The sequence below is a fragment of the Micromonospora humidisoli genome (genome assembly GCF_016900955.1).
Lineage (GTDB): Bacteria > Actinomycetota > Actinomycetes > Mycobacteriales > Micromonosporaceae > Micromonospora > Micromonospora wenchangensis.
Genome location: NZ_JAFEUO010000006.1, coordinates 132,150 through 151,830, shown reverse-complemented (window position 1 = coordinate 151,830; position 19,681 = coordinate 132,150). Strand labels below are relative to the sequence as shown.

The 19,681-nt window shown below is 73.7% G+C and carries 15 protein-coding genes; 8 read left to right on the top strand and 7 right to left on the bottom strand.

All coding sequences use genetic code 11. The annotated features are described in order from the left end of the window. The first annotated feature begins 179 nt into the window (after positions 1-179). Positions 180-1,079: a hypothetical protein gene (locus JQN84_RS22160; protein ID WP_281896879.1), complete on the top strand. Its 900-nt coding sequence runs from the start codon at positions 180-182 to the stop codon at positions 1,077-1,079. A 153-nt stretch (positions 1,080-1,232) separates the two neighbouring features. Here JQN84_RS22160 and JQN84_RS22155 read toward each other — a convergent pair whose 3' ends face one another. Further along, on the bottom strand, positions 1,233-2,237 hold the full coding sequence (locus tag JQN84_RS22155; protein WP_239485951.1) for a LacI family DNA-binding transcriptional regulator: 1,005 nt from the start codon (positions 2,235-2,237) through the stop codon (positions 1,233-1,235). A 202-nt stretch (positions 2,238-2,439) separates the two neighbouring features. Between JQN84_RS22155 and JQN84_RS22150 the strand changes: the two genes are divergently transcribed. The 4 genes from JQN84_RS22150 (at position 2,440) to JQN84_RS22135 (ending at position 8,371) form a co-directional block, all read left to right on the top strand. Next, positions 2,440-3,840: an extracellular catalytic domain type 1 short-chain-length polyhydroxyalkanoate depolymerase gene (locus JQN84_RS22150; RefSeq protein WP_204960449.1), complete on the top strand. Its 1,401-nt coding sequence runs from the start codon at positions 2,440-2,442 to the stop codon at positions 3,838-3,840. Between the two features lie 314 nt (positions 3,841-4,154). Further along, the gene (locus tag JQN84_RS22145) at positions 4,155-5,162 is read left to right on the top strand and encodes a DUF8189 domain-containing protein (protein ID WP_204960448.1); all 1,008 of its coding nucleotides are present in this window, start codon (positions 4,155-4,157) and stop codon (positions 5,160-5,162) included. A 144-nt stretch (positions 5,163-5,306) separates the two neighbouring features. After that, positions 5,307-6,005: an SDR family NAD(P)-dependent oxidoreductase gene (locus JQN84_RS22140; protein ID WP_204960447.1), complete on the top strand. Its 699-nt coding sequence runs from the start codon at positions 5,307-5,309 to the stop codon at positions 6,003-6,005. A 269-nt stretch (positions 6,006-6,274) separates the two neighbouring features. Next, positions 6,275-8,371 carry a cellulose binding domain-containing protein gene (locus tag JQN84_RS22135; protein WP_204960446.1) on the top strand — a complete coding sequence of 699 codons (2,097 nt, stop codon included), beginning with the start codon at positions 6,275-6,277 and terminating at the stop codon, positions 8,369-8,371. 57 nt (positions 8,372-8,428) lie between these two features. Here the strand turns inward: JQN84_RS22135 and JQN84_RS22130 are convergent, their stop codons facing one another. The 4 genes from JQN84_RS22130 to JQN84_RS22115 all read right to left on the bottom strand — a co-directional run bounded on the left by JQN84_RS22130 (position 8,429) and on the right by JQN84_RS22115 (position 13,652). Beyond that, positions 8,429-10,324: a CocE/NonD family hydrolase gene (locus JQN84_RS22130; protein ID WP_239485950.1), complete on the bottom strand. Its 1,896-nt coding sequence runs from the start codon at positions 10,322-10,324 to the stop codon at positions 8,429-8,431. 134 nt (positions 10,325-10,458) lie between these two features. Next, positions 10,459-11,370 carry a sulfotransferase family protein gene (locus JQN84_RS22125; protein ID WP_204960445.1) on the bottom strand — a complete coding sequence of 304 codons (912 nt, stop codon included), beginning with the start codon at positions 11,368-11,370 and terminating at the stop codon, positions 10,459-10,461. Positions 11,371-11,373: 3 nt separating this feature from the next. Then, positions 11,374-12,411 (bottom strand): sulfotransferase family protein, encoded by a 1,038-nt coding sequence (locus JQN84_RS22120; RefSeq protein ID WP_204960444.1) that lies wholly within the window; start codon positions 12,409-12,411, stop codon positions 11,374-11,376. Continuing rightward, on the bottom strand, positions 12,408-13,652 hold the full coding sequence (locus JQN84_RS22115; protein WP_204960443.1) for a glycosyltransferase: 1,245 nt from the start codon (positions 13,650-13,652) through the stop codon (positions 12,408-12,410). Before JQN84_RS22115 ends, JQN84_RS22120 begins: the two co-directional genes overlap by 4 nt. 240 nt (positions 13,653-13,892) lie before the next feature. On the opposite strand from JQN84_RS22115, the gene JQN84_RS22110 reads away from it, so the two are divergent. From JQN84_RS22110 to JQN84_RS22100, 3 genes are read left to right on the top strand one after another with little or no spacing between them, the layout of a single operon-like run. Next, on the top strand, positions 13,893-14,828 hold the full coding sequence (locus JQN84_RS22110) for a sulfotransferase family protein (protein WP_204960442.1): 936 nt from the start codon (positions 13,893-13,895) through the stop codon (positions 14,826-14,828). Beyond that, entirely contained in the window at positions 14,821-15,627 is an 807-nt protein-coding gene (locus JQN84_RS22105; protein WP_204960441.1) for a sulfotransferase family protein, read from the top strand. The genes JQN84_RS22110 and JQN84_RS22105 overlap by 8 nt, the downstream gene beginning before the upstream one ends. After that, positions 15,624-17,129, top strand: a complete 1,506-nt coding sequence (locus tag JQN84_RS22100; protein ID WP_204960440.1) for a hypothetical protein — start codon at positions 15,624-15,626, stop codon at positions 17,127-17,129. Before JQN84_RS22105 ends, JQN84_RS22100 begins: the two co-directional genes overlap by 4 nt. 99 nt (positions 17,130-17,228) lie before the next feature. On the opposite strand, the gene JQN84_RS22095 is transcribed toward JQN84_RS22100, so the two are convergent. Both JQN84_RS22095 and JQN84_RS22090 read right to left on the bottom strand, forming a co-directional pair. Continuing rightward, a complete protein-coding gene (locus JQN84_RS22095) occupies positions 17,229-18,074 on the bottom strand; it encodes a sulfotransferase family protein (protein WP_204960439.1) in 846 nt (281 codons plus the stop codon). After that, complete coding sequence (locus JQN84_RS22090) at positions 18,071-19,675, bottom strand: oligosaccharide flippase family protein (protein ID WP_204960438.1); 1,605 nt, start codon at positions 19,673-19,675, stop codon at positions 18,071-18,073. The genes JQN84_RS22095 and JQN84_RS22090 overlap by 4 nt, the downstream gene beginning before the upstream one ends. Between the last annotated feature and the right edge of the window lie 6 nt (positions 19,676-19,681).

Here is a 19,681-nt window from a genome sequence, read left to right as displayed (position 1 = left end):
AGCCCGCGGACCCCACGGGTCGGGTGCCCTGCCGGGTCGGGTCATCGGCCCGGTCGGGTCATCGGCCCGGTCGGGTGGCCTGCGGTCGACCGTGGACCCGCCCGGATCGGCAGAGACGAGGCACGATGGCCCTACGAGAAAGTCCCGAGTCCCCCAGCCTGCCGGGGTCGCCGACGCCGGTGCGACTGGCATCACCGGCACCCACCCGGCACGGCACCGCCGCGCTGGTCAGTGCCGTCGCCGGCGTGCTGCTGGCGGTGCTCTGGTCGTTCGAGTTCGTCGACTCGGTCATCGGTGACACGGTGGCCAACAACCTGCTCGGCCACGACGCGAAGGCGACGGCGATCGGCGGCACCGGAGCGGGCCTGCTGTTCGCCTTCGTCTCCGGGTTCGCCGGCACCTTCACCGCCTGCAACATCGCGATGGTCGCCTCGGTCGGGCCGTTGAGCCAGGCGGGGACCTCGAACCAGCTGCGTCACCACCTGCGGTCGCTGCTGCGGCCGGTGGGCTGGTTGGCGCTGGGGATGGTCGCGGTCTCCGCCACGTACGGCGCGGTGGGGGTGCTGATCGGCGACGGTCTGCCGCAACTGTCCACCGACACGGTCGGCGGCATGCCGGTACGGCTGATCCAGTCGTCGGTGGTGTTCGGGGTGATCGGCCTGGTGCTGGCCCTGCTCGGGCTCAGCGCCCTCGGGTTGGTGCCCGACGTGTTCGCCCGCCGGCCGGTGGCCCGGGTGGTGCTGATCGGGGCGCTGATCGGCGGTTTCCTGATCGGGCGGCCGTACCCGCTGTTCAACAAGCTGTTCCACTGGGCGGTGGAGACCGGCAACCCGGTGTACGGTGCGGCGGCGTTCACCCTCCAGTCGCTGGGCAACATCGTCGTGGTCACGCTGCTCTTCGTCGTCATCGTGCTGGTCACCCGGGGTGGTTTCCTGCGCTGGATGACCGACCCGGCCCGCTCGGCGCTGGTGACCGGGACCCTGCTGGTCGCCCTCGGCGTGTTCACGGTCGTCTACTGGGACCTGCGGGTGCCGTCGATCTTCGGCGTCGGCTGGTTCCCCACCATGCCCTACAACTGACCCACCCCACCCCACCCCTGCCCCGTGCCCGCCCGGCGTCCGCCGCGCCGACCCTGTCGATCAAGAGGTTTGCGTCACCGATGATCTTCCGGCTGACGCAAACCTCTTGATCAACCCACGCAAGCGAGGGGTGGGGTGGGGGTGGGCGGGGGGTTAGGTGGGGGGTGGGGGGGCGACGCTGGCTCGGTGGACCAGGGTGGGGGCGATGGTGTGGCGCTCCACCACACCCGGGCCGGCCTCGATCTGGCGTAGCAGCATCGCCAGGCCGGCGCGGGCCACCGCGTCGAAGTCCGGCCGCACGGTGGTCAACGGCGGGATGAAGTACGCCGCCTCCGGCACGTCGTCGAAGCCGACCACGCTGATCTCGTCCGGCACCCGACGCCCGCGCTCACTCAACGCCCGCAGTACCCCGAGCGCAAGGTGGTCGTTGGCCGCGAAGATCGCCGTCACCTCCGGCATCCGGGCCAGCATCTGCCCGCAGCGGTAGCCGGACGCCGCGCTCCAGTCGGCCGACAGCACCGGCGGCACCTCCGCGCCGGCCGCCCGCAGCGCCGCCCGCCAGCCCTCGACCCGCCCGGCGCTGTCGAACCAGTCCGCCGGGCCGGAGACGTGCCACACCGTGCGGTGCCCGGCGTCCAGCAGGTGCCGGGTGGCCAGCCCGGCCCCGGCCGCCTGGTCGACGGTGACCAGCGCCGCCTCCCGGGCCGGATCGCCGTCGACGGTGACCAGCGGCACGCCGTGCGGCAGGTGGTCGAGCGCCTCGTCGGCGGACGCCACCGGGGCGATCACCACGATGCCGGCGACCCGGTGGTCGAGGTGCCGCTCCACGGCGGCGGAGATGGACCGCCGGTCGAGGGTGCTGACACTGCCCACGCTGACCGCGAAGCCGGCCGACGCGGCGGCCTGCTCCAGGGCGGCCAGCAGCGACGCCGGCCCGTAGAGGGTGCTGTTCTGGGCGACCACCCCGATCAGCTGGGAGCGGCCGGTGACCAGCGCCCGCGCCGCCCGGTTCGGTCGGTAGCCCAGCTCGGCGATCGCCGCGCGGACCCGGACCCGGGTCTGTTCCCGCACGTTCGGGTGGTCGTTGAGCACCCGGGAGACCGTCTGGTGGGAGACTCCCGCGAGGCGGGCCACGTCCGTCATCGCAGGACCACGCATGGGGGCCATTATCCACCGGGCCGGCCCCGCCGGACGCCGGTGTCCACGCCGCCCGGGGACCGGAAGTTCCGGTGGGACGGGCCGCCTTGCCAAGCCGGCGGCGGGCTAACGATACTCATGGATGTTCCTGAGCCGGACATGATCGAGCGCCGGGCAGCCTCGATCGGCAGAGCTGCGTGTCCGCGATCTTCCGGAGGAACCCGTGAGACCCAGGATCAAACTGTTCGGCACCGCCCTGGTCGCCGCCGCGCTCACCGCGCTGGCCGCGATCGCCGCCCCCACCCCCGCGTCGGCGGCGACGCTGACCCAGGTGACCAACTTCGGGGCCAACCCGAGCAACCTCCAGATGTACCTGTACGTGCCGAACACCGTGGCGGCCCGGCCGGGCCTGCTGGTGGCGGTGCACTACTGCACCGGCAGCGGCCCGGCGTTCTACTCCGGCACCCAGTACGCGGCGCTGGCCGACCGGTACGGCTACATCGTCATCTACCCCTCGGTGACCCGCAGCAGCAAGTGCTTCGACGTCTCCTCCCCGCAGGCGCTGCGCCGCGACGGGGGCAGCGACCCGGTGGGCATCAAGTCGATGGTCGACTACGTCCGGGCCCGGTACCCCGTCGACCCGAACCGGATCTTCGCCACCGGCACCTCGTCCGGGGCGATGATGACCAACGTGCTGCTCGGTGACTACCCGGACGTGTTCGCGGCGGGCGCGGCCTTCGCCGGGGTGCCGTTCGGCTGCTTCGCCACCACCGACGGCTCGGAGTGGAACAGCCAGTGCGCCAACGGGCAGGTCACCAAGACCGCACAGCAGTGGGGCGACCTGGTCCGCAACGCCTACCCGGGGTACACCGGCAAGCGGCCCCGGATGCAGTTGTGGCACGGCACCAACGACGAGACGCTGCGCTACCCGAACTTCGGCGAGGAGGTCAAGCAGTGGACGAACGTCCAGGGGCTGGGCCAGACGCCGACGTACACCGACTCCCCGCAGGCCGGCTACACCCGCACCCGGTACGGCGGTAGCGGCGGCACCGCGCCGGTCGAGGCGATCAGCATGCAGGGCGTCACCCACAACCTGCCGGTCGACGCCGCCCAGGCGATCCGCTTCTTCGGCCTGGACGCCCCGCCGACCACCACCCCGCCGCCCACCACGACCCCGCCCCCCACCACGACCCCGCCGCCCACCACCCCGCCGCCGACCACTCCGCCGCCCACGACGACGCCGCCGGTGCCGACGACCACGCCGCCGACGCCGTTCCCGCCCACGCCCACCACGCCGGGCCCGGGGGCCGAGTGCCGGATCGCCTACACCGTGAACGCCTGGAACACCGGCCTGACCACCTCGATCACGATCACCACCCTCAGGGACACCGGGGTCACCGGCTGGAACCTGGCATTCACCCTGCCCGCCGGGCAGACCATCACCGGCGGCTGGAACGCGACCTACTCGCCGACCAGTGGGGCGGTCACCGCCACCAACGTCTCCTACAACGGCTCGATCCCGCCGGGCGGCTCGGTCACCATCGGTTTCCAGGCCAACCACACCGGCGACACCGCGAAGCCGGCCTTCTTCACCCTCAACGGCTCCCCCTGCGCGGTCGTCTGACGGACATCCACTGGCGGTGATCAAGAGCTTTGCGTCACCCTGATCGGTTCTCGTGACGCCAACCTCTTGATCACCGCCGCTCCCCCGCCCTGTCCGACCGGCCGGTCCGGTTGCCGCGCGGACGGGTGGGGGTGGGGTGGTTCGGTGGATGTGGGGGTACGGGCGGATCGATAGGGTGACCGCGACGGGGGGTCAGCTGGGGTCGCGGGCCGGGGTCGCCGGCCGCGCCGCAACGGGCGGGGTGTGCAGCCCGGTGGACCAGCCGCAAGCCGACCGCGCCGTCGTCACCACCGGTCGTCCACAAGGGAGCGTTTATGCGTCTGACTCCATCGATGAAACTGGTACGCCGCCGGTTGCCCGCGTTCGCTCTCGGCCTGGGCGCGGTCACGCTCGTCGCCACCCCGGCCGTCGCCGTGCCGGCGGCCAGCCACCCGGCGGCCCCCGCCGCAGCGGCCGCCCGTCCCTCGGCCGCCCGCGCTGCGGGCTGGACGCCGGTGCCGGGCACGGCGCAGGCCCAATCCGCGCCCGCCACCGCCACCTACGGCGGTGACCTGCACGTCTTCGTGCAGGGCCCGGACGGGCAGGTGCGGGTCGACAGGTACGACACCAACACCGACGCCTGGTCCGGCTGGTCCACCGTCCCCGGTGACGCCATGGCGACCTCGGCACCGGCGACCGCCGTCTACGGCGGGGAGCTGCACGTGTTCGTGCAGTCCGACCAGAAGGTCCGCACCAACCGGTACGCCCTGGACACCGGCGCCTGGTCCGGCTGGAGCACGGTCGGTGGCACCACGTCCGCGTCGTCCGCCCCGTCCGCCGCCGTCTACGGCGGTGACCTGCACCTGTTCGTCCGGGGCGCGAACGGCAAGGTCCGTACCAACCGGTACACGTTGGGCACCGCCACCTGGTCCGGCTGGGCCACCCTCGCCGGCCCGACCGGCGCCAACTCGGCCCCGTCCGCCGCCATCTACGGCGGTGACCTGCACGTCTTCGTCCGGGGCACGAACGGCAACGTGCGCACCAACCGGTACTCGCTGACCACCGGGGCCTGGTCGGGGTGGAGCGACGTGCCCGGCACCGCACGTGCGGCGTCCGCGCCGGCCGCCCTGGTCTACGGTGGCGGGCTGCACGTCTTCGTCCGTACCGGCGGCGACGACCTGCGTACCGCCTGGTACCTCCAGGACTCCGGCGCGTGGACGGCCTGGAGCACGATCGACGGCCCCGGCGCGACGATCTCCGCCCCGGCGGGAAGCGTCTACGGCGGTCTGGTCCGGCTGTTCGTCCGGGGCGCCGACGAAGAGGTCTACCAGGGCCAGCCCTGACGGCTGCCGCTGCGACGCCGCCCCGTCCACCGACCCGGTGGGCGGGGCGGCGTCGCGTCCCGGGCCGGAACGGTGAGGTGCGGGTCCGGGCGGACGGTGAGGTGCGGAGCCCCGGGCCGGACGGTGGCGGCTAGGGTCCGGGGCATGGACACGCAGGGGCGACGGGCGATCGTGGTGGGTAACAGCGACGGAGTCGGGCTGGCCCTCACCCGGCAACTGGTGGCGGCCGGCTGGACCGTCGCCGGGCTGTCCCGCAGCGACAGCGACCTGACCGACACCGGCTACACCCACCACGTCGCCGACGTCACCGGCGACACCTACCGCACGGTGCTGGCCGGGGTGGTCGACCGGCTCGGCGGGGTGGACGTGTGCGTCTACGCGGCGGGGGTCGGTGAGTTCTTCGACCTCGGTGACCTGGCGGCGCAGACCAGGGCGCTGGAGGTCAACCTGATCGGTGCGGCGCGCACCGTGGAGGTGGTCGTGCCGGCGATGGTGGCCGGGGGCGGCGGTCACCTCGTCGGCCTGTCCAGCCTCGCCGACGTCGCCCCGTCGGCTCAGGCCCCCGGGTATGCCGCCGCCAAGGCGGGGTTGACGTCGTACCTGGTGGGGTTGCGGGGCGCGCTGCGCCCGCACGGGGTGCGGGTGACCGTCGTGCGGTTCGGGTTCGTCGACACCAAGATGGCGAAGTCGCCGGTCAAGCCGATGCTGCTGAGCGTGGAGCGGGCCGCCGACGTGGTGCACGACTGCCTGCGTACCCGGCCGGCGGTCGTCTCCCGGCCCCGCCGGATGGCCGCGGTGGTGCGGGCTGCCGGGGTCGCGGCGAGGGTGGCCGCCCGGCGGTGAGCCGTACCGGCACCCGGCGGGGCGGGGAGCGCTTGAATTCGCCACGATCGTCGTGGGATTCTGATGCGTCGATGACGTGCCGCGCGTGGGGCTGACAGTCGTCCAGGGCAACCGGGAGCCGCTGGGTTTCCGGGGGACGGCGACGAGCACGACGGAACGACGCCAGCACTCCCGTCCACCAGTCCCGCCCGCCGTCTCGACGCCCTCGTGGGCGACGCAACCCCGACCGGCCGGGCGGTGTGCTGTGGTGACCCACGAAGGAATCCCGTATGAACACAGCTTCCGCCCCACCGTCGCGCCCGTCGCGTCGCGGCCCGGGGCGCTGGACGGCGCTCGCCGCGAGCCTGCTGCTCGCCACCGGTGGGCTCGCCGTGACCGGCCCGTCGCCCGCCGACGCGGCGGCGGACCCGGTGGCGGTGACCGTCAACGCCAACGCCGGGCTGGCCACCGTGCCGGACACCGCGTTGGGCGTCAACCACGCCATCTGGGACTCCCAGCTCGGCACGAACGAGACGTCGGACCTGCTCAAGGCCGCCGGGGTGCGGATGATGCGCTACCCGGGCGGCTCGTACGCCGACATCTACCACTGGCGTGACCACACCGCGCCCGGCGGGTACGTCGCGCCGAACACCGACTTCGACACCTTCATGGCCGCCGCCCGCCGGGTCGGCGCACAGCCGATGATCATCGCGAACTACGGCACCGGCTCCCCCGCCGAGGCCGCCGACTGGGTGCGCTACGCCAACGTCACCAAGGGGTACGGCGCGAAGTGGTGGACGGTCGGCAACGAGAACTACGGCAACGGCCACTACGGCTCCGCCTGGGAGGCCGACGACCACCCCGACAAGAGCGCCAGCCAGTACGCCCGGCTGGTGGTCGACTACGCCGACGCGATGAAGGCGGTCGACCCGACGGTCAAGGTCGGCGCGGTGCTGACCATGCCGGGGAACTGGCCGGACGGGATCACCGCCGGCAGTGACCCGGGCCCGTGGAACCGGACCGTGCTCTCCATCGCCGGCCCGAAGATCGACTTCGTGGACGTGCACTGGTACCCCGGTGGCACCGCCGCCGAGTCGCTTTCCCGGACGGCCCACATCGACGAGGCGGCCCACCTGCTGCGCGACCAGCTCGCCCGGTACGCCGGCCCGAACGCCGCCCGGATCGGCATCAGCTTCACCGAGCTCAACGTCGGCACCGGCCAGAACACCCAGCCGGGTGCGCTGTTCCTCGCCGACGCCTACAGCGACCTGCTGGAGAACGGTGTCTTCACGGTCCAGTGGTGGAACGTGCACAACGGCATCGGCACCGTCACCGAGGTGGCCGGGCAGACCGACTACGGCGACTTCGGGCTGCTGTCCAGCGGCGGGTGCACCGCCGACAACTCGGTGTGCGAGCCGCCGCTGAACACCCCGTTCGCGCCGTACCACGGGCTGTCGATGATGAACCTGTTCGCCCGGCCGGGTGACCAGTTCGTCCGGGCCGCCACCGACGAGCCGCTGGTCACCGCGCACGCCGTGCGGCGGGCCGACGGGGATCTCGCGGTGCTGCTGGTCAACAAGGACCCGGCCAACGCCCGTCCGGTCACCATCGACTACGCCGGCTTCACCCCGTCGGCTGCCGCGCCGACCACGTACTCGCTGACCAACGGGGCATCCGGCGTGGTCACCGGGCAGTCCGGCAGCGCGGGCAGCGCGACGCTGCCGGCGTACTCGCTGACCACGCTGGTGCTGCGGCCCTCGTCCCCGGTCACCGCGCACCCGGCACCGCCGGGGCAGCCCACGGCGAGCGGGGTGACCGACCGGTCGGCGACGATCTCCTGGTCGCCGGCCCCGCCGAAGGGCGCCCCGATCGCCAAGTACGAGGTGTACCGGCAGAACGGCACGGTCAGCGAGCAGCTCGGCGAGACGGCCGGCACCTCGTTCACCGTCGACAACCTCGTGCCCGGCACCCGGTACACGCTCAACGTGCTGACCCGGGACACCGCCGGGAAGGTGTCCTGGTCGTCGTCGCCGGTCACCTTCACCACCGCCGGCCCGGCCGAGAGCAGCTGCACCATCCGGCTCACCACCGCCAGCGACTGGGGCAACGGCTGGGTCGGCAACGTCGAGATCGTCAACAACGGGGCGAACCCCGTCGACGGCTGGACGTTGACCTGGAGCTGGCCGACGAGTTGGCAGCAGGTGAGCAGCGGCTGGAACGCCACCTGGACGCAGGCCGGGCGTACGGTGACGGTCGCCAGCACCGACGACAACCGGCGGATCGCCGCCGGGGGCAGCACCACCGCCGGTTTCGTCGGGGCCTACAGCGGCCCGAACGTCCCGCCCACCGGCTTCGTCCTCAACGGCACCCCCTGCACCGTGGGGTGACCGGACCGGGTGGCCGTCGGCGCAGCGGTGCTGCGTCGGCGGCCACCCGGGGGTCGGTCAGAAACCGGCCGCGTGCGCGGCGGCGGTGCCGCCGACCACCGGAAGAACGATCTTGCTGCTCTTCAGGGCGACCTGGATGTTCGCGGCGGTGGTGTCCGCCTGGCTGGAGTACTGCGGGTAGCTGGCCACGATGATCACGCCGATCCGGTGACCCGGCTTGAACACGTAGTCCTCCGGCAGCAGCGGGAAGGTGAAGTTGTACGACTCCCCCACCACCAGCGGCACGGCGGTCCGGATCGACTGCCGGTTCTGGGCGTCCATGATGCCCTTGGTGACCAGCTCGTAGTCGGCGGTGGCGACCCGCTTGGCGGTCTGCTTGTAGCAGCCGTCGTCGGTCGGGCTGTTCAGCCCCCAGCAGTCCTCGGTGGTCAGGGTGATGATGCCCTCACCGGAGGCCCGGTGGGCCACCCGCTCGTCGGTGCCGTAGTCGACCAGGATCGCCCCGAAGTTGGTGTCGGTCTGGTCGGCCGAGGCCCGCAGCTGCACCGTCGGCGTGCCCGAGATGTGCAGGGGCGCGGTCAGCGGCGCGGACAGGAACGCCAGCCGGTTCGGCTGCACCGTGTCCGGGTTGAGGATCATGGTGTTCTGGCTCTGGGTACGGCTGTCCTGGAACGCGCCGGTCGCCGGCTTGGCCGTCGGCACCAGCTTCAGGCCACCCGCCCCGGTGGTGCCGGGCTGCAGGAACACCTCGGTGTCGGCCTTGCCGGGGATCGGCCAGTCGGCGTGGGTCTCCCACACGTCGGCGGCCCGCTCCAGGTCCACCCGGGGCTCGTCCATGATGCCGTTGGCGATCCCGTGCAGCCAGAAGTCGAACCACCGGTGCAGGGTGGACACCCAGACCGCCCGCCGCGAGTCGAACGGGTCGACGTGCCCCTCCTGGGAGAGCCACAGCTTGCGCTGGATGTTGTTCTCCGCCAGGGCGTACCAGAACTTGCTGAAGTGGTCCGCGCGGACGTTGTCGTCGTTGAGACCGTGGTAGAGCAGTACGCTGGCGGTCATGTTGGGGACCTTCTTGACGTAGCTGCGCTCGTTCCAGAAGGCGGTGTAGTCACCGGTCTCGTCGCCGTCGGCGGCGGCCATCGCATCGCGCACCGGCTTGCAGTAGTCCCGCCGCTCCGGGTTGGTGACCGTGTTGGCCAGCGACGCCACGTAGCTGTTGCCCCGGGTGACCACCCCGTTGCTGCGCACGTAGTCGTAGTACTCGGTGGGGCCGCTGATCGGCACCACCGTGGTCAGGCCTTTGACGCCGGTCACCGCCGTCGCCATGGCCAGCGAGCCGTCGTACGACTTGCCGATCATGCCCGACTTGCCGTTGTGCCAGTCGGCGGTGACGACCTGGCCGGCGGCGTTGCGCGCGGTGGCCCGGCCGTTGAGCCAGTTGATCGCCTGCTTGGCGCTGAGATTGTCCTGGTTGGCGTTGGTGGTGGGGCAGCCGGTAGAGTTGTTGGTGCCCACCATGTCCAGCAGGATCACCGCGTAGCCGCGCGGCACGAAGTAGTTGTCGTAGAACAGCGGCCACTTGTCGAGCAGGCCGTCACCGTCCAGGTCGGCCTTGCACTCGGACTCGTTGCCCCGGCAGACCGTCGAGTAGTACGGGCTGGCGTCCATGATCACCGGCACCTTGAGCCCGTTCGCGGTGGCCGCCGGTCGCATCAGGTCGAACGCGATGATGTCGCGCAGGCCGTCGTTGTCGCTGTCGAAGGTGGAGTCGATGAACAGGCGCTCCCGGATGGCGTCGCCGTAGCCGAACACCGGCTGGGTGACCCCGTCCTGGACCACGATCGTCGGTACGTCCTGCGCCGCCTGCGCCTGTGGTGCCGCGCCCAGGGCGGCGAGCACCATCGCGGACAGTGCGGCCACCCCGACGCGAAGGGGTGTTCCCAATCCAGCCATGCGGTCTCCTTGAATCTCCCGAGACCGCGCACGTTATGGGCCGACCGACCGGCACCACCACCTGCACCTGTAGGAACTTTGCCCCGGCCGCCCCGACGACACCGGCCGGGCGGGCGGGGCCGCCGACGGGCCGGTCAGTCCCGGTAACCCCACTGCCGCAGCGGCTTGTCCAGCACCCGCTCCACGGCGGCGAGCTGCGCGTCGCCCAACTCCTCGTGGTAGGCGGCCTGCCGCCCGGCGTGGAACCGGTAGCGCCCGAAACCCTTCTCGAACGCCGGTGACCAGTCCAGGCCGAGGAAGTCGAGCATCCGGGCCACCTCGGCACGCGGGTCGGCGAGCAGGTCCTCGTAGCGCACGTCGAGCCACTGGCCCTCGGGGTGCGCGGCGCGGGCCTCGGCGAAGGAGTCCATCAGCAGCTTCCAGCCCAGCGCGGCGAGCACCGGGAACGATCTGTCGTACTCCTCCCACTCCCGGCGAAGGTCGGTCGGCAGTGGCCCGAGGAACCAGTTCTCCGGCCCACGCCAGCCGTCCCACCAGCCCATCTGGAGCCAGGAGTTGGTCACCGCCCGACCGTCGCGGACCACGTTGACCACCCGCAGCTGCGGGTAGCCGGCCCGGAGGAAACCCGTGCGCGGCCAGCCGGTCACGTGGTGCAGCAGCAGCCGGCAGCCCTGCCTGGCGATCCGGGCGTCGAAGAAGGCCCGCAGCCGCCCCCGCAGGTAGGGGGTGAGGTCGTCGGCGGTCAGGTCCCGGCACGGCCGGGAGAAACCGGCCACCACGTGCCGGTCCAGCAGGTGGTACGCCTCCGACGGGGCGACCCGCAGCCGGCCCTTCTCCAGCAGCCGGCGGCTGTGCCGCAGCGACGTCATGCCCGCCGGGCGGGGCGCGGAACGCCGGTACAGCGGGCCGTTGAACCGGCCGGCCAGGTTGAGCCGGGACAGCTTGTCGTCGACCCCGGAGACGAACCCGACCCCGGGGTGCCGGGACAGCAGCTCCTGCACCAGCGTCGACCCGCACCGCCCGGTGCCCACCACCACCGCCAACATCGCTCAGCCCTCCTCGTGCCCGGTCGATCCCGCCCGCCCGACGCCCACAGAACCCTCGGCCCCCGCCCGCGCTCCGGCCGCCGTCATCCGGGCGGGCGCCGTCGACGCCGGGACGTCCCGCCGCCACGGGTAGCCGAACCGGCGCAGCCCCGGCGCGGTCAGTACGGTGACCAGCGCGTACGACCAGCGGGACAGGTCGCGCCGCCACTGCACGTCGGCGGTGACCGGCACCGGGCCGGTCCGGTGCCGCGACGGGTTGCCGGCCACCGAGTGCGTCGGCGTCAGCCGGACCGTCGCCGGGCCGGTGAACGGGCCGCCGTCGGCGTCGACCCCGGCGAACCCGAGGATCCGGCGCAGCGTCGGCTCCGGGTCGGCGGTCAGGTCCTCGTAGCGCACCCGCAGGTAGCCCGCCGGGGCGCGGTCGGCCCACAGCCGGACGGTCACCGTGTTCCAGACCAGCCAGAGCAGGGCGGCCTTCCACACCGGCGGTCGGCTCATCAGTTCGGGGTCGGTGTCGCCGTCCAGGCCCCGGCGGCGACGCCAGGAGAAGGCGGTGGCCCGGGGGTCACGGACCAGGTGCAGCACCCGCAGCTCGACGCCGGGCAGCGCGCCGAGCAACGCGCCGTACGGGGGCAGCTTCGACGAGTCGACCACCACCCGGGCCCCGGTGTGCCGGGCCACGGCGGCGTACAGGTCGGCCAGCGCCGCGTCGTCGGGGTGTGCGGGCACCGGCCGGACGCCGCGCCGGTGCCGGCGCAGCAGCGCCGGCAGGCCGCGCATCCGCAGCCGGCCGCGCAGCCCGGCGGCGATCGCGGCGGCCCGGTCGGTCGGCAACTCCCGGCGCACCTCGCCCCACAGCGGGCAGTCCCGCAGCGGCCGGCCGCAGCCGCAGGGCCGGTTCTCCACCTCGCCGCGCTGCCACAGGTAGCGCAGCTCCCCGGCGGCGAAGACCCCGGCGTACTGGCCGAGGACCGTGGTGACCAGGGTGCTGCCGCTGCGTCCGCTGCCGGCCAGGTAGAGCACCCGCACCGGGGGGTTCACACCGGCTCCCGCACGGCCCGCGCGGCGCTCGCGTAGACCTGCCGCAACCGGGTCAGGTGCGCCTGCGGGGAGAAGTCCCGCTCCACCCGCGCCCGCCCGGCCCGCCCCATCCGGTACGCCCGAGCCGGGTCGGCCAGCACCCGGTGCAGCCCGTCGGCCAGCGCCACCGGATCGTCGGCGGGCACCACCTCGCCGTCCACCCCGGCGGTGACCAGCTCCGGCAGGCCACCCAGGTCGGAGGCGACCACCGGCACCCCGCAGCCGTACGCCTCCAGCACCGCCATCGGCTGGTTCTCGTTCCAGCGTGACGGCACCGCCACCACCGTGGCCGAGCGGACCAGCTCGTGCAGCCGGGCCTTGTCCAGCCGGCCGTGGAAGCGGACCCGGCCGGGGGCCCGTCGCCGGGCCAGCTCGGTCAGCCCGGCGCGGGCCGGACCGTCCCCGGCCACCTCCAGCACGACGTCGTCGGGCAGCCGGGTGAGCGCCTCGATCAGCACGTCGACGCCCTTCTCGGCGGCCAGCCGACCGGCGAAGACCACCGGCCCGCCGGGGGCCGTCTTCACCGCCGTCGCGGCGACGTCGACGAAGTGCGACACCACGTGCATCCGGTCGGGGAAGACCCCGGCCCGGCGCATCACGTCGGCCAGGAACCGGCTGGGGCTGACGAACGCCTGCACCGGCCCGTACGCCCGGGTGGTGCGGTGCAGCCAGGACTCGACAGCGAGCAGCGAGCTGGCCCCCAGCGACCCGTCCTTGCAGCGGCGGCGGGCCGCGCGCAGCGGGCCGCCGGTCACGCAGGCGTCGCAGACCGCGCCCCGGTCGAGCATCTGGTAGCTGGGGCAGGCCAGCTTGTAGTCGTGCAGGGTCATCACCGCCGGCACCCGGGCGGCCCGCACCGCGGCCAGCACCGACGGGGAGAGCTGGTGGTAGATGTTGTGCAGGTGGACCACGTCGGGCCGGAACTCGTCGAGCACCCGGGCCAGGCCCCGCCGGCTGGCCGGCGACCAGATCATCCGGGCCGCCACCGCCGCCCGGGCCCCCGCGCCGCGCGGCGTCGGGTCCAGCTCCACGTGCGACGGGAAGTGCCTGGCGTACGGGGTGGGGGCGTCGTTGTCCGGGTGGGTCATGCCGAAGAACGCCACCTCGTCGCCGTCGCCCCGTTGCAGCTCGGCGACGTCGAGCAGGTAGCCCTCGGCGCCGCCGCGCCGGTAGAGGAACTTGTTGACGTGGAGGACACGCATCGGCCTGCTCCGGAGGTGGCTGCTGGGGTCCGTCGGGGGTCGCGGGGTGGGGTGGTCGCCCCGGACAGCAGCGGTGACCAGGGGCCCCACCGTATGCGCCACCGGTGTCGTGAGTCCAGTTCATGATCCCCAAGTAGCCACACGGCCCATCGCCGGCTGACCACACGGCCACGTGGCCAGCCGTGATGATCTGCCGGTACCGTGTGCCCCACCCCGCCCGACGTGCCCGAGGAGGACCCGGTGCCCCACCCCGACGAGCCCTCGGCGCTGGCGTACACCGCCCGTCGGGTCCGCCGGCACCTGCGCTGGGCGCGCACCGAGGGCATCCGGCGGCTGATCGAGGAGGACCGGCTCGACCCGGTCGAACGGACCCGCACCGCGCTGGCCAAGTGGCGGTGGCGGCGGACGCATCCCGGGCCGCCCGGCCGGGCCGTCCCGGTCTACCTGGTGGGCCTGCAACGCTCCGGCACCAACATGCTCACCCGGGGGCTGGACGCCGACCCGTCGGTGGAGGTCCGCAACGAGAACGACCGGGCCGTGTTCCACCGCTTCCGGTTACGCCCCGACCCGGTGCTGACCGCCGTCATCCGCCGCAGCCGGCACCGGTACGTGCTGGTCAAGCCGCTGTGCGACACGCACCGCGTGGACGAACTGCTCGACCTGCCCGGGGTCACGCCGGGGCGGGCGGTGTGGGCGTACCGCGACGTCGACGACCGGGCCCGCTCCGAGGTGGCGAAGTTCGGCGACGCCAACCTGCGGGCGTTGCGGGCGGTCGCCGACGGCACCATCTCCGACCGCTGGCAGGGGCAGCGTCTGGACGCGCCGACGCGGGACCTGGTCGCCGGCTTCGACTACGACCGGATGACCCCGCACACCGCCGCCGCCCTGTTCTGGTACGTGCGCAACTCGTTGTTCTTCTCCCTCGGGCTGGCCGACCGCCCGGACACCCTGCTCTGCTCGTACGACGCGCTGGTCGCCGACCCGGCGGGGTACACCCGGCGGCTGTGCGCCTTCCTCGACCTGCCGTACGACCCGGTGCTGCACGCGCACGTCGGCGCGCGCAGCCCGGCGCGGCCCCGGCTGGAGATCGACCCCCGGGTGCGGGCGTTGTGCACCGAGCTGACCGGCCGGTTGGACGCGCTGGCCGGCCGGCAGGGGGTGGTGGAGCATGGCTGACCCGCAGACCACGCCGCCCGCCCCCGGGCCGGGCCGCCCGCAGGGGCCGATCTTCCTGGTCGGCTGCCAGCGTTCCGGTACCACCATGCTGCGGCTGGTGCTCGACTCGCACTCCCGGGTCAGCTGCGGCCCGGAGACCCGGTTCCTGGCCGACATGCAACGCATCGTCGGGCGGGACTGGGAGCGGCTGTCCCGCTTCGGGTTCCCCCGGGAATACTGGCTGGGCCGCATCGCCGACTTCTTCGGCGGCATCCAGGCCGACTACGCCCGATCCCGGGGCAAGACCCGCTGGGCCGACAAGACGCCGCTGTACGCGCTCTCCATCGACTTCCTGGCCGAGGTCTTCCCCGACGCGCAGTTCGTGCACGTCGTGCGGGACGGCCGGGACGTGGTGGTGTCGCACCGCAAACGGTTCGGCTACTGGTCGGCGGTCAAGTGCGTGGTGAAGTGGCCGCGCTACATCAGGATCGCCCGCGCCGCCGGGGCCCGGCTGCCGGCCGACCGCTACCACGAACTGCGCTACGAGGAGACGGTCACCGACCCGGAGAAGGCCATGCGGGGCCTGTTCGAGTTCCTCGGCGAACCCTGGGAGGCTGGCGTGCTCGACTACGACGGCAAGCAGCACGACGTGGCGGGCAAGTACACCGCCGAGGCGGACCGACGGCGGGCCGCCGCCGGCACCGACGCGCCGATCTACGGCTCCCGGGTCGGCACCTACCGCCGGGAGCTGGACCCCTTCCTGCGGGTGCTGGTCCGGGTCTTCTCCGGTGCCACCCTGCGCGAACTGGGCTACCGGTGAACCGCCGGGCCGGGTCGCCGGTGGACCGCCGGGCCGGGCGACGGGTGCTGGTCGCCGGGGCGGTGCTGTTCGCCCTGGTCGCTTCGGCGGCCTGTTCGGACGATCCCGCCCCCGGGCCGGCCCCGTCGGCGACCGCGCCGTCGGCCGCCCCGTCCGCCGGTGCCAGCGGTACGCCGCCGGCGGGCGAGGCGGTCCGCAACCCGTTCGGCGCGCACTGGGACTTCTCCCGGCACGACCAGTTCGTGCCCTACCTGGAGAAGCTCACCGGCTCGACGACGTACCACGAGCTGAGCTGGTGCGACATCGAGAAGACCCAGGGCAGCCCGGACTTCGCGGCGGTGGACCAGATCGCCGAACGCAGCCGCGCCCTCGGCATCACCCTGCACCTGAAGATCCGTACCGGGGTGTGCTGGGCGACCGGCGGGACGGCGAAGTTCACCAGGGGCCAGGCCAACAAGACCGAGTCGGCGATGCCGCAGGACCTGGCCGCCTACCAGAACTTCGTCCGTACGCTGGTGCAGCGGTACGCCCCGTACGGCGTCGGTGAGTACGCCATCGAGAACGAGGTCAACGCCCAGCAGTACTGGGCGGGCAGCCCCGAGGACTACCGCCGGCTGGTCACCGCCGCCGCCGAGGCGATCCGGTCGGCCGACCCGAAGGCCAAGGTGGTCGACTCCGGCATGAGCAGTGTGGCGTACGGGATGGGGGTCGCCGACCGGCTGCTGCGCGCCGGTCAGCCCGACCAGGCCGTCGCCGCCTACCAGGCGTACTTCCAGCGGCGGATCGGCACCCGGGGGCGGCTGATCCCGGCGGTGAACGACCCGACGGCGCTGCGTGCCGCGTTGGACAACGCGCAGAACTCCCGCAACCTGGCCTACCTCGCGGTCACCGAGAAGCTGCTCGACGACCGGGTGGTCGACGTCCGGCAGCTGCACTTCTACGAGCACTTCTCCGGGGTGCCGGCGCTGCTGGACTACCTGCGGGCGGAGACCCCGTCCGGGGTGCCGGTGCAGGCGTGGGAGGTCGGCCAGTTCTGGAAGGATGGCGGCGACGACGCGGCGGGCCGGGGCGACGAGATGGTCAAGGTGGTCAGCATGCTGGTCGCCGGGGGCGTCCGCGAGGTGCTCTGGCTGCCGCTGGCGTACAACCCGAACAACCGGGCCGGCGCGGAGGTCCGCTACGGGCTGCTCGACCCGGACGGCACCCAGCGGCAGGCCGGCGCGATGATGGCCGCCCTGGCGGCGGCGGCCCGGGACGCGACGGTCGAGCCGGTGAACGCCAAGGGGCTGACCGGGGTGGCGTTCCGGCGGGGTGCGGAGAGCACCCTGGTGGTCTGGTCGACCTCCGCCGGCACCGTGTCGCTGCCGGCCACCGCGGGTCTGACCGGCGGTCCGGTCGGTGCCGACCCGGCCGCCCGCACCGGTGCGCTGCCGATCGGGCCGAGCCCCGTGCTGCTGCGCGCCACCGGCACCCCGGACGCGGTCCTCGCCCCGATCCGCTGACCGGCTCCCCGCCGCACCCGCTGCGGTGAGAGGTGCGGTGGGCCCCGGGGCAATGCGGTCGGGTCACGGGTGGGTGCGGCGGGGAGGTGTGCCGCTCGCTCACCAGGTGCGCGGCCAGCCCAGCAGGTCCGCCAGGCGGGCGTTGTGCGGGGCGAACCCGGCGGCCAGTTCGGCCCGTAGCGCCGGGGTGAGCTGCGCCGGGCCGGTGTCCGCCCGGCGGGTGTGCCGGGCGAACTCCGCCGGGGTGAACGGGGCCAGCCCGAGGAACCGCAGCACGCCCGCATAGCTGGCCGCCGGGTCGGCGTACAGGTCCTCGCTGCGGATCACGTGCAGCCGCTCGGCGGGCAGGTGGGCGTACCAGCGGTCGAGCTGCTCGGCGTAGCGGCCCCGGGCGGCGTAGGAGAAGTTGCGCAGCGCGTGGTGCGCCGCCGGGGTGTCCGGCCCGTCGGCCAGCGCCCCGGCCAGCCGCCCCGGTTCGGCGGCGAGCGCCTCGGCGAAGCCCAACGGCTCCAGCCCGTACGAGCGGGTGTGCAGGTAGTGCGAGTAGGCCCGCTCGACCGGGTCGCGCAGCAGCGCCACGAACCGGGCGTCGGGCAGAGTCGCCGCCACCCGGGCCGGGACGCTGGGGTGGAACAGGTAGTAGGGGCTGGCCTCGAAGCTGCGCCGGCCCGGGGCGGCCGGCGGGAAGTGCGCCCGGTACCAGCGGGTTCCCCGCCCGAAGTGCAGGCTGAAGAACTGGAGTTCCTTGCCGGTGGCGGCCCGCACGTCGGGATGTGCGGCGAGGTAGTGGTGCAGCGAGGTGGTGCCGCACCGCTGCCCACCGATGATCAGGAAGTCGGGCAGCGCGCCGACCCGACCGGGCAGCGCCGCCCGGGACCAGGCGCGGGTGCCGCGTACCACCCGACGCAGCCGGTCCACGGTGGCCCGGCGCGGCCCCGCGCTCACCGCGCCACCACCCGGCCGGCGGTGTCCCGACCGCCCCCGCCCGCCCCGGAGGGGAGCGGACCGTCGTCGGACGGGCCGGCCGGCGGGGCGTCCCCGGCGGCGGCCGGTCCGCCACGGCGGCGGGCCAGGGTACGCAGCACCATCAGATCCTCCCGACTGAGCCCCAGCGCCAGCACGGTTCCCAGGTAGACGGCGACGATCGCGGTCAGTCCGGCGGCCGGCCGCCACGGCCAGCCCGGCACCAGCCAGCGCACCAGCAGCCCGGCGGCCAGCGCGGCCACCCCGGCGGCCAGCCCCTTGGCCATCCCGACGGTGAACGGCAGCGCGCCGGTCAGGTGGCGGACCTGCACCACCCGGGCGATGTTGACCACGATCAGCGAGGCGCTCCACGCCGCCGCCGCGCCGACGATCCCGTACGCGGGGATGAGCCACAGGTTGAGCAGCACGTTGAGCACCAGGGCGACCAGGTTGTCGGCCATGTTGAGGGCCACCCGGCCGGACATGTTCAGCACCGTGCCGCACGGGCCGGTGGCCGCGTTGACGAGCTGGCCGAGGGCGAGGATCACGGTGACCGCCGCGCCGGTGGCGACCTCGCCGCCGAAGACCCGCAGCAGGTCGCCGGGGAGGACCAGCAGCGCCACGAACGCCGGCAGCGACAGCCGCACCACCCAGCCGGTGGCCACCGCGTAGACCCGGCGGACGTCGTCGAGGTCACCCCGGTGGTGCAGGTGCGCCAGGTACGGGCCGAACGCCGCGTTGACCGGGGCGAGCACGAAGATGGCCACGGTGACCAGCCGGGTGGCGACGTTGTAGACGCCGATGTCCGGGTTGGCGAAGAAACCCAGCAGCAGGGTGTCGACCCAGATCAGCCCGGTCGACGACAGCGACGACACCCAGCTGACCGTGGAGAAGCGGAACAGCTCCCCCGGCCGGTGCACCGGGCGGGCCGACGGCACCCGGCGGACCAGCCGGGCCAGGGCCAGCAGGGCGAGCAGGGCGGCCGACCAGCCGGCCACCACCAGCGCCCAGAACGCCCCGGTCAGCCCGGCCCCGGTGACCAGGGCGAGCGCGGTGAGCAGCAGCCGGGTGCCCGGCTCGTAGAGCTGGCCGATGAAGGTGTACGGCCGCTGCGTCCGCCAGCCCCGGGTCGCCGCCAGGGCCGCCTCGCAGACCGTCGAGGCGGGCAGGGTCAGCGCGACCAGCCGTAGCCCGGTGACCAGCCCCGGGTCGTGCAGCCGGTCGGCCAGCCAGGGTGCGCCGGCCGCCAGCGCCCCGGCCAGGACGACCGACGAGCCGGCCGAGACGGCCAGTCCCAACCGGACGGTGCCGCGCAGCGCCGGGGCGTCGTCGTCGGCCAGGTGCACCGCCACGAACCGGGTGAGGCCGGCCCGGAACCCGGACAGCGACAGCAGCCCGGCCAGCGACAGCACCGCGTAGCACTGGGCGTACCGGCCGACCTCCCGGAGGCCCAGCAGCCGGGCCAGCAGCAGCATGATCAGGAAGACCGCCGCCTGGCTGAGCAGGGCGCCGAGCAGGTTGAGCCCGCCGCCGCGGGCCATTCCCCGGACGTGCCTGTCGCCCTGCGCGGACGCGTGCGCCACCGCCAC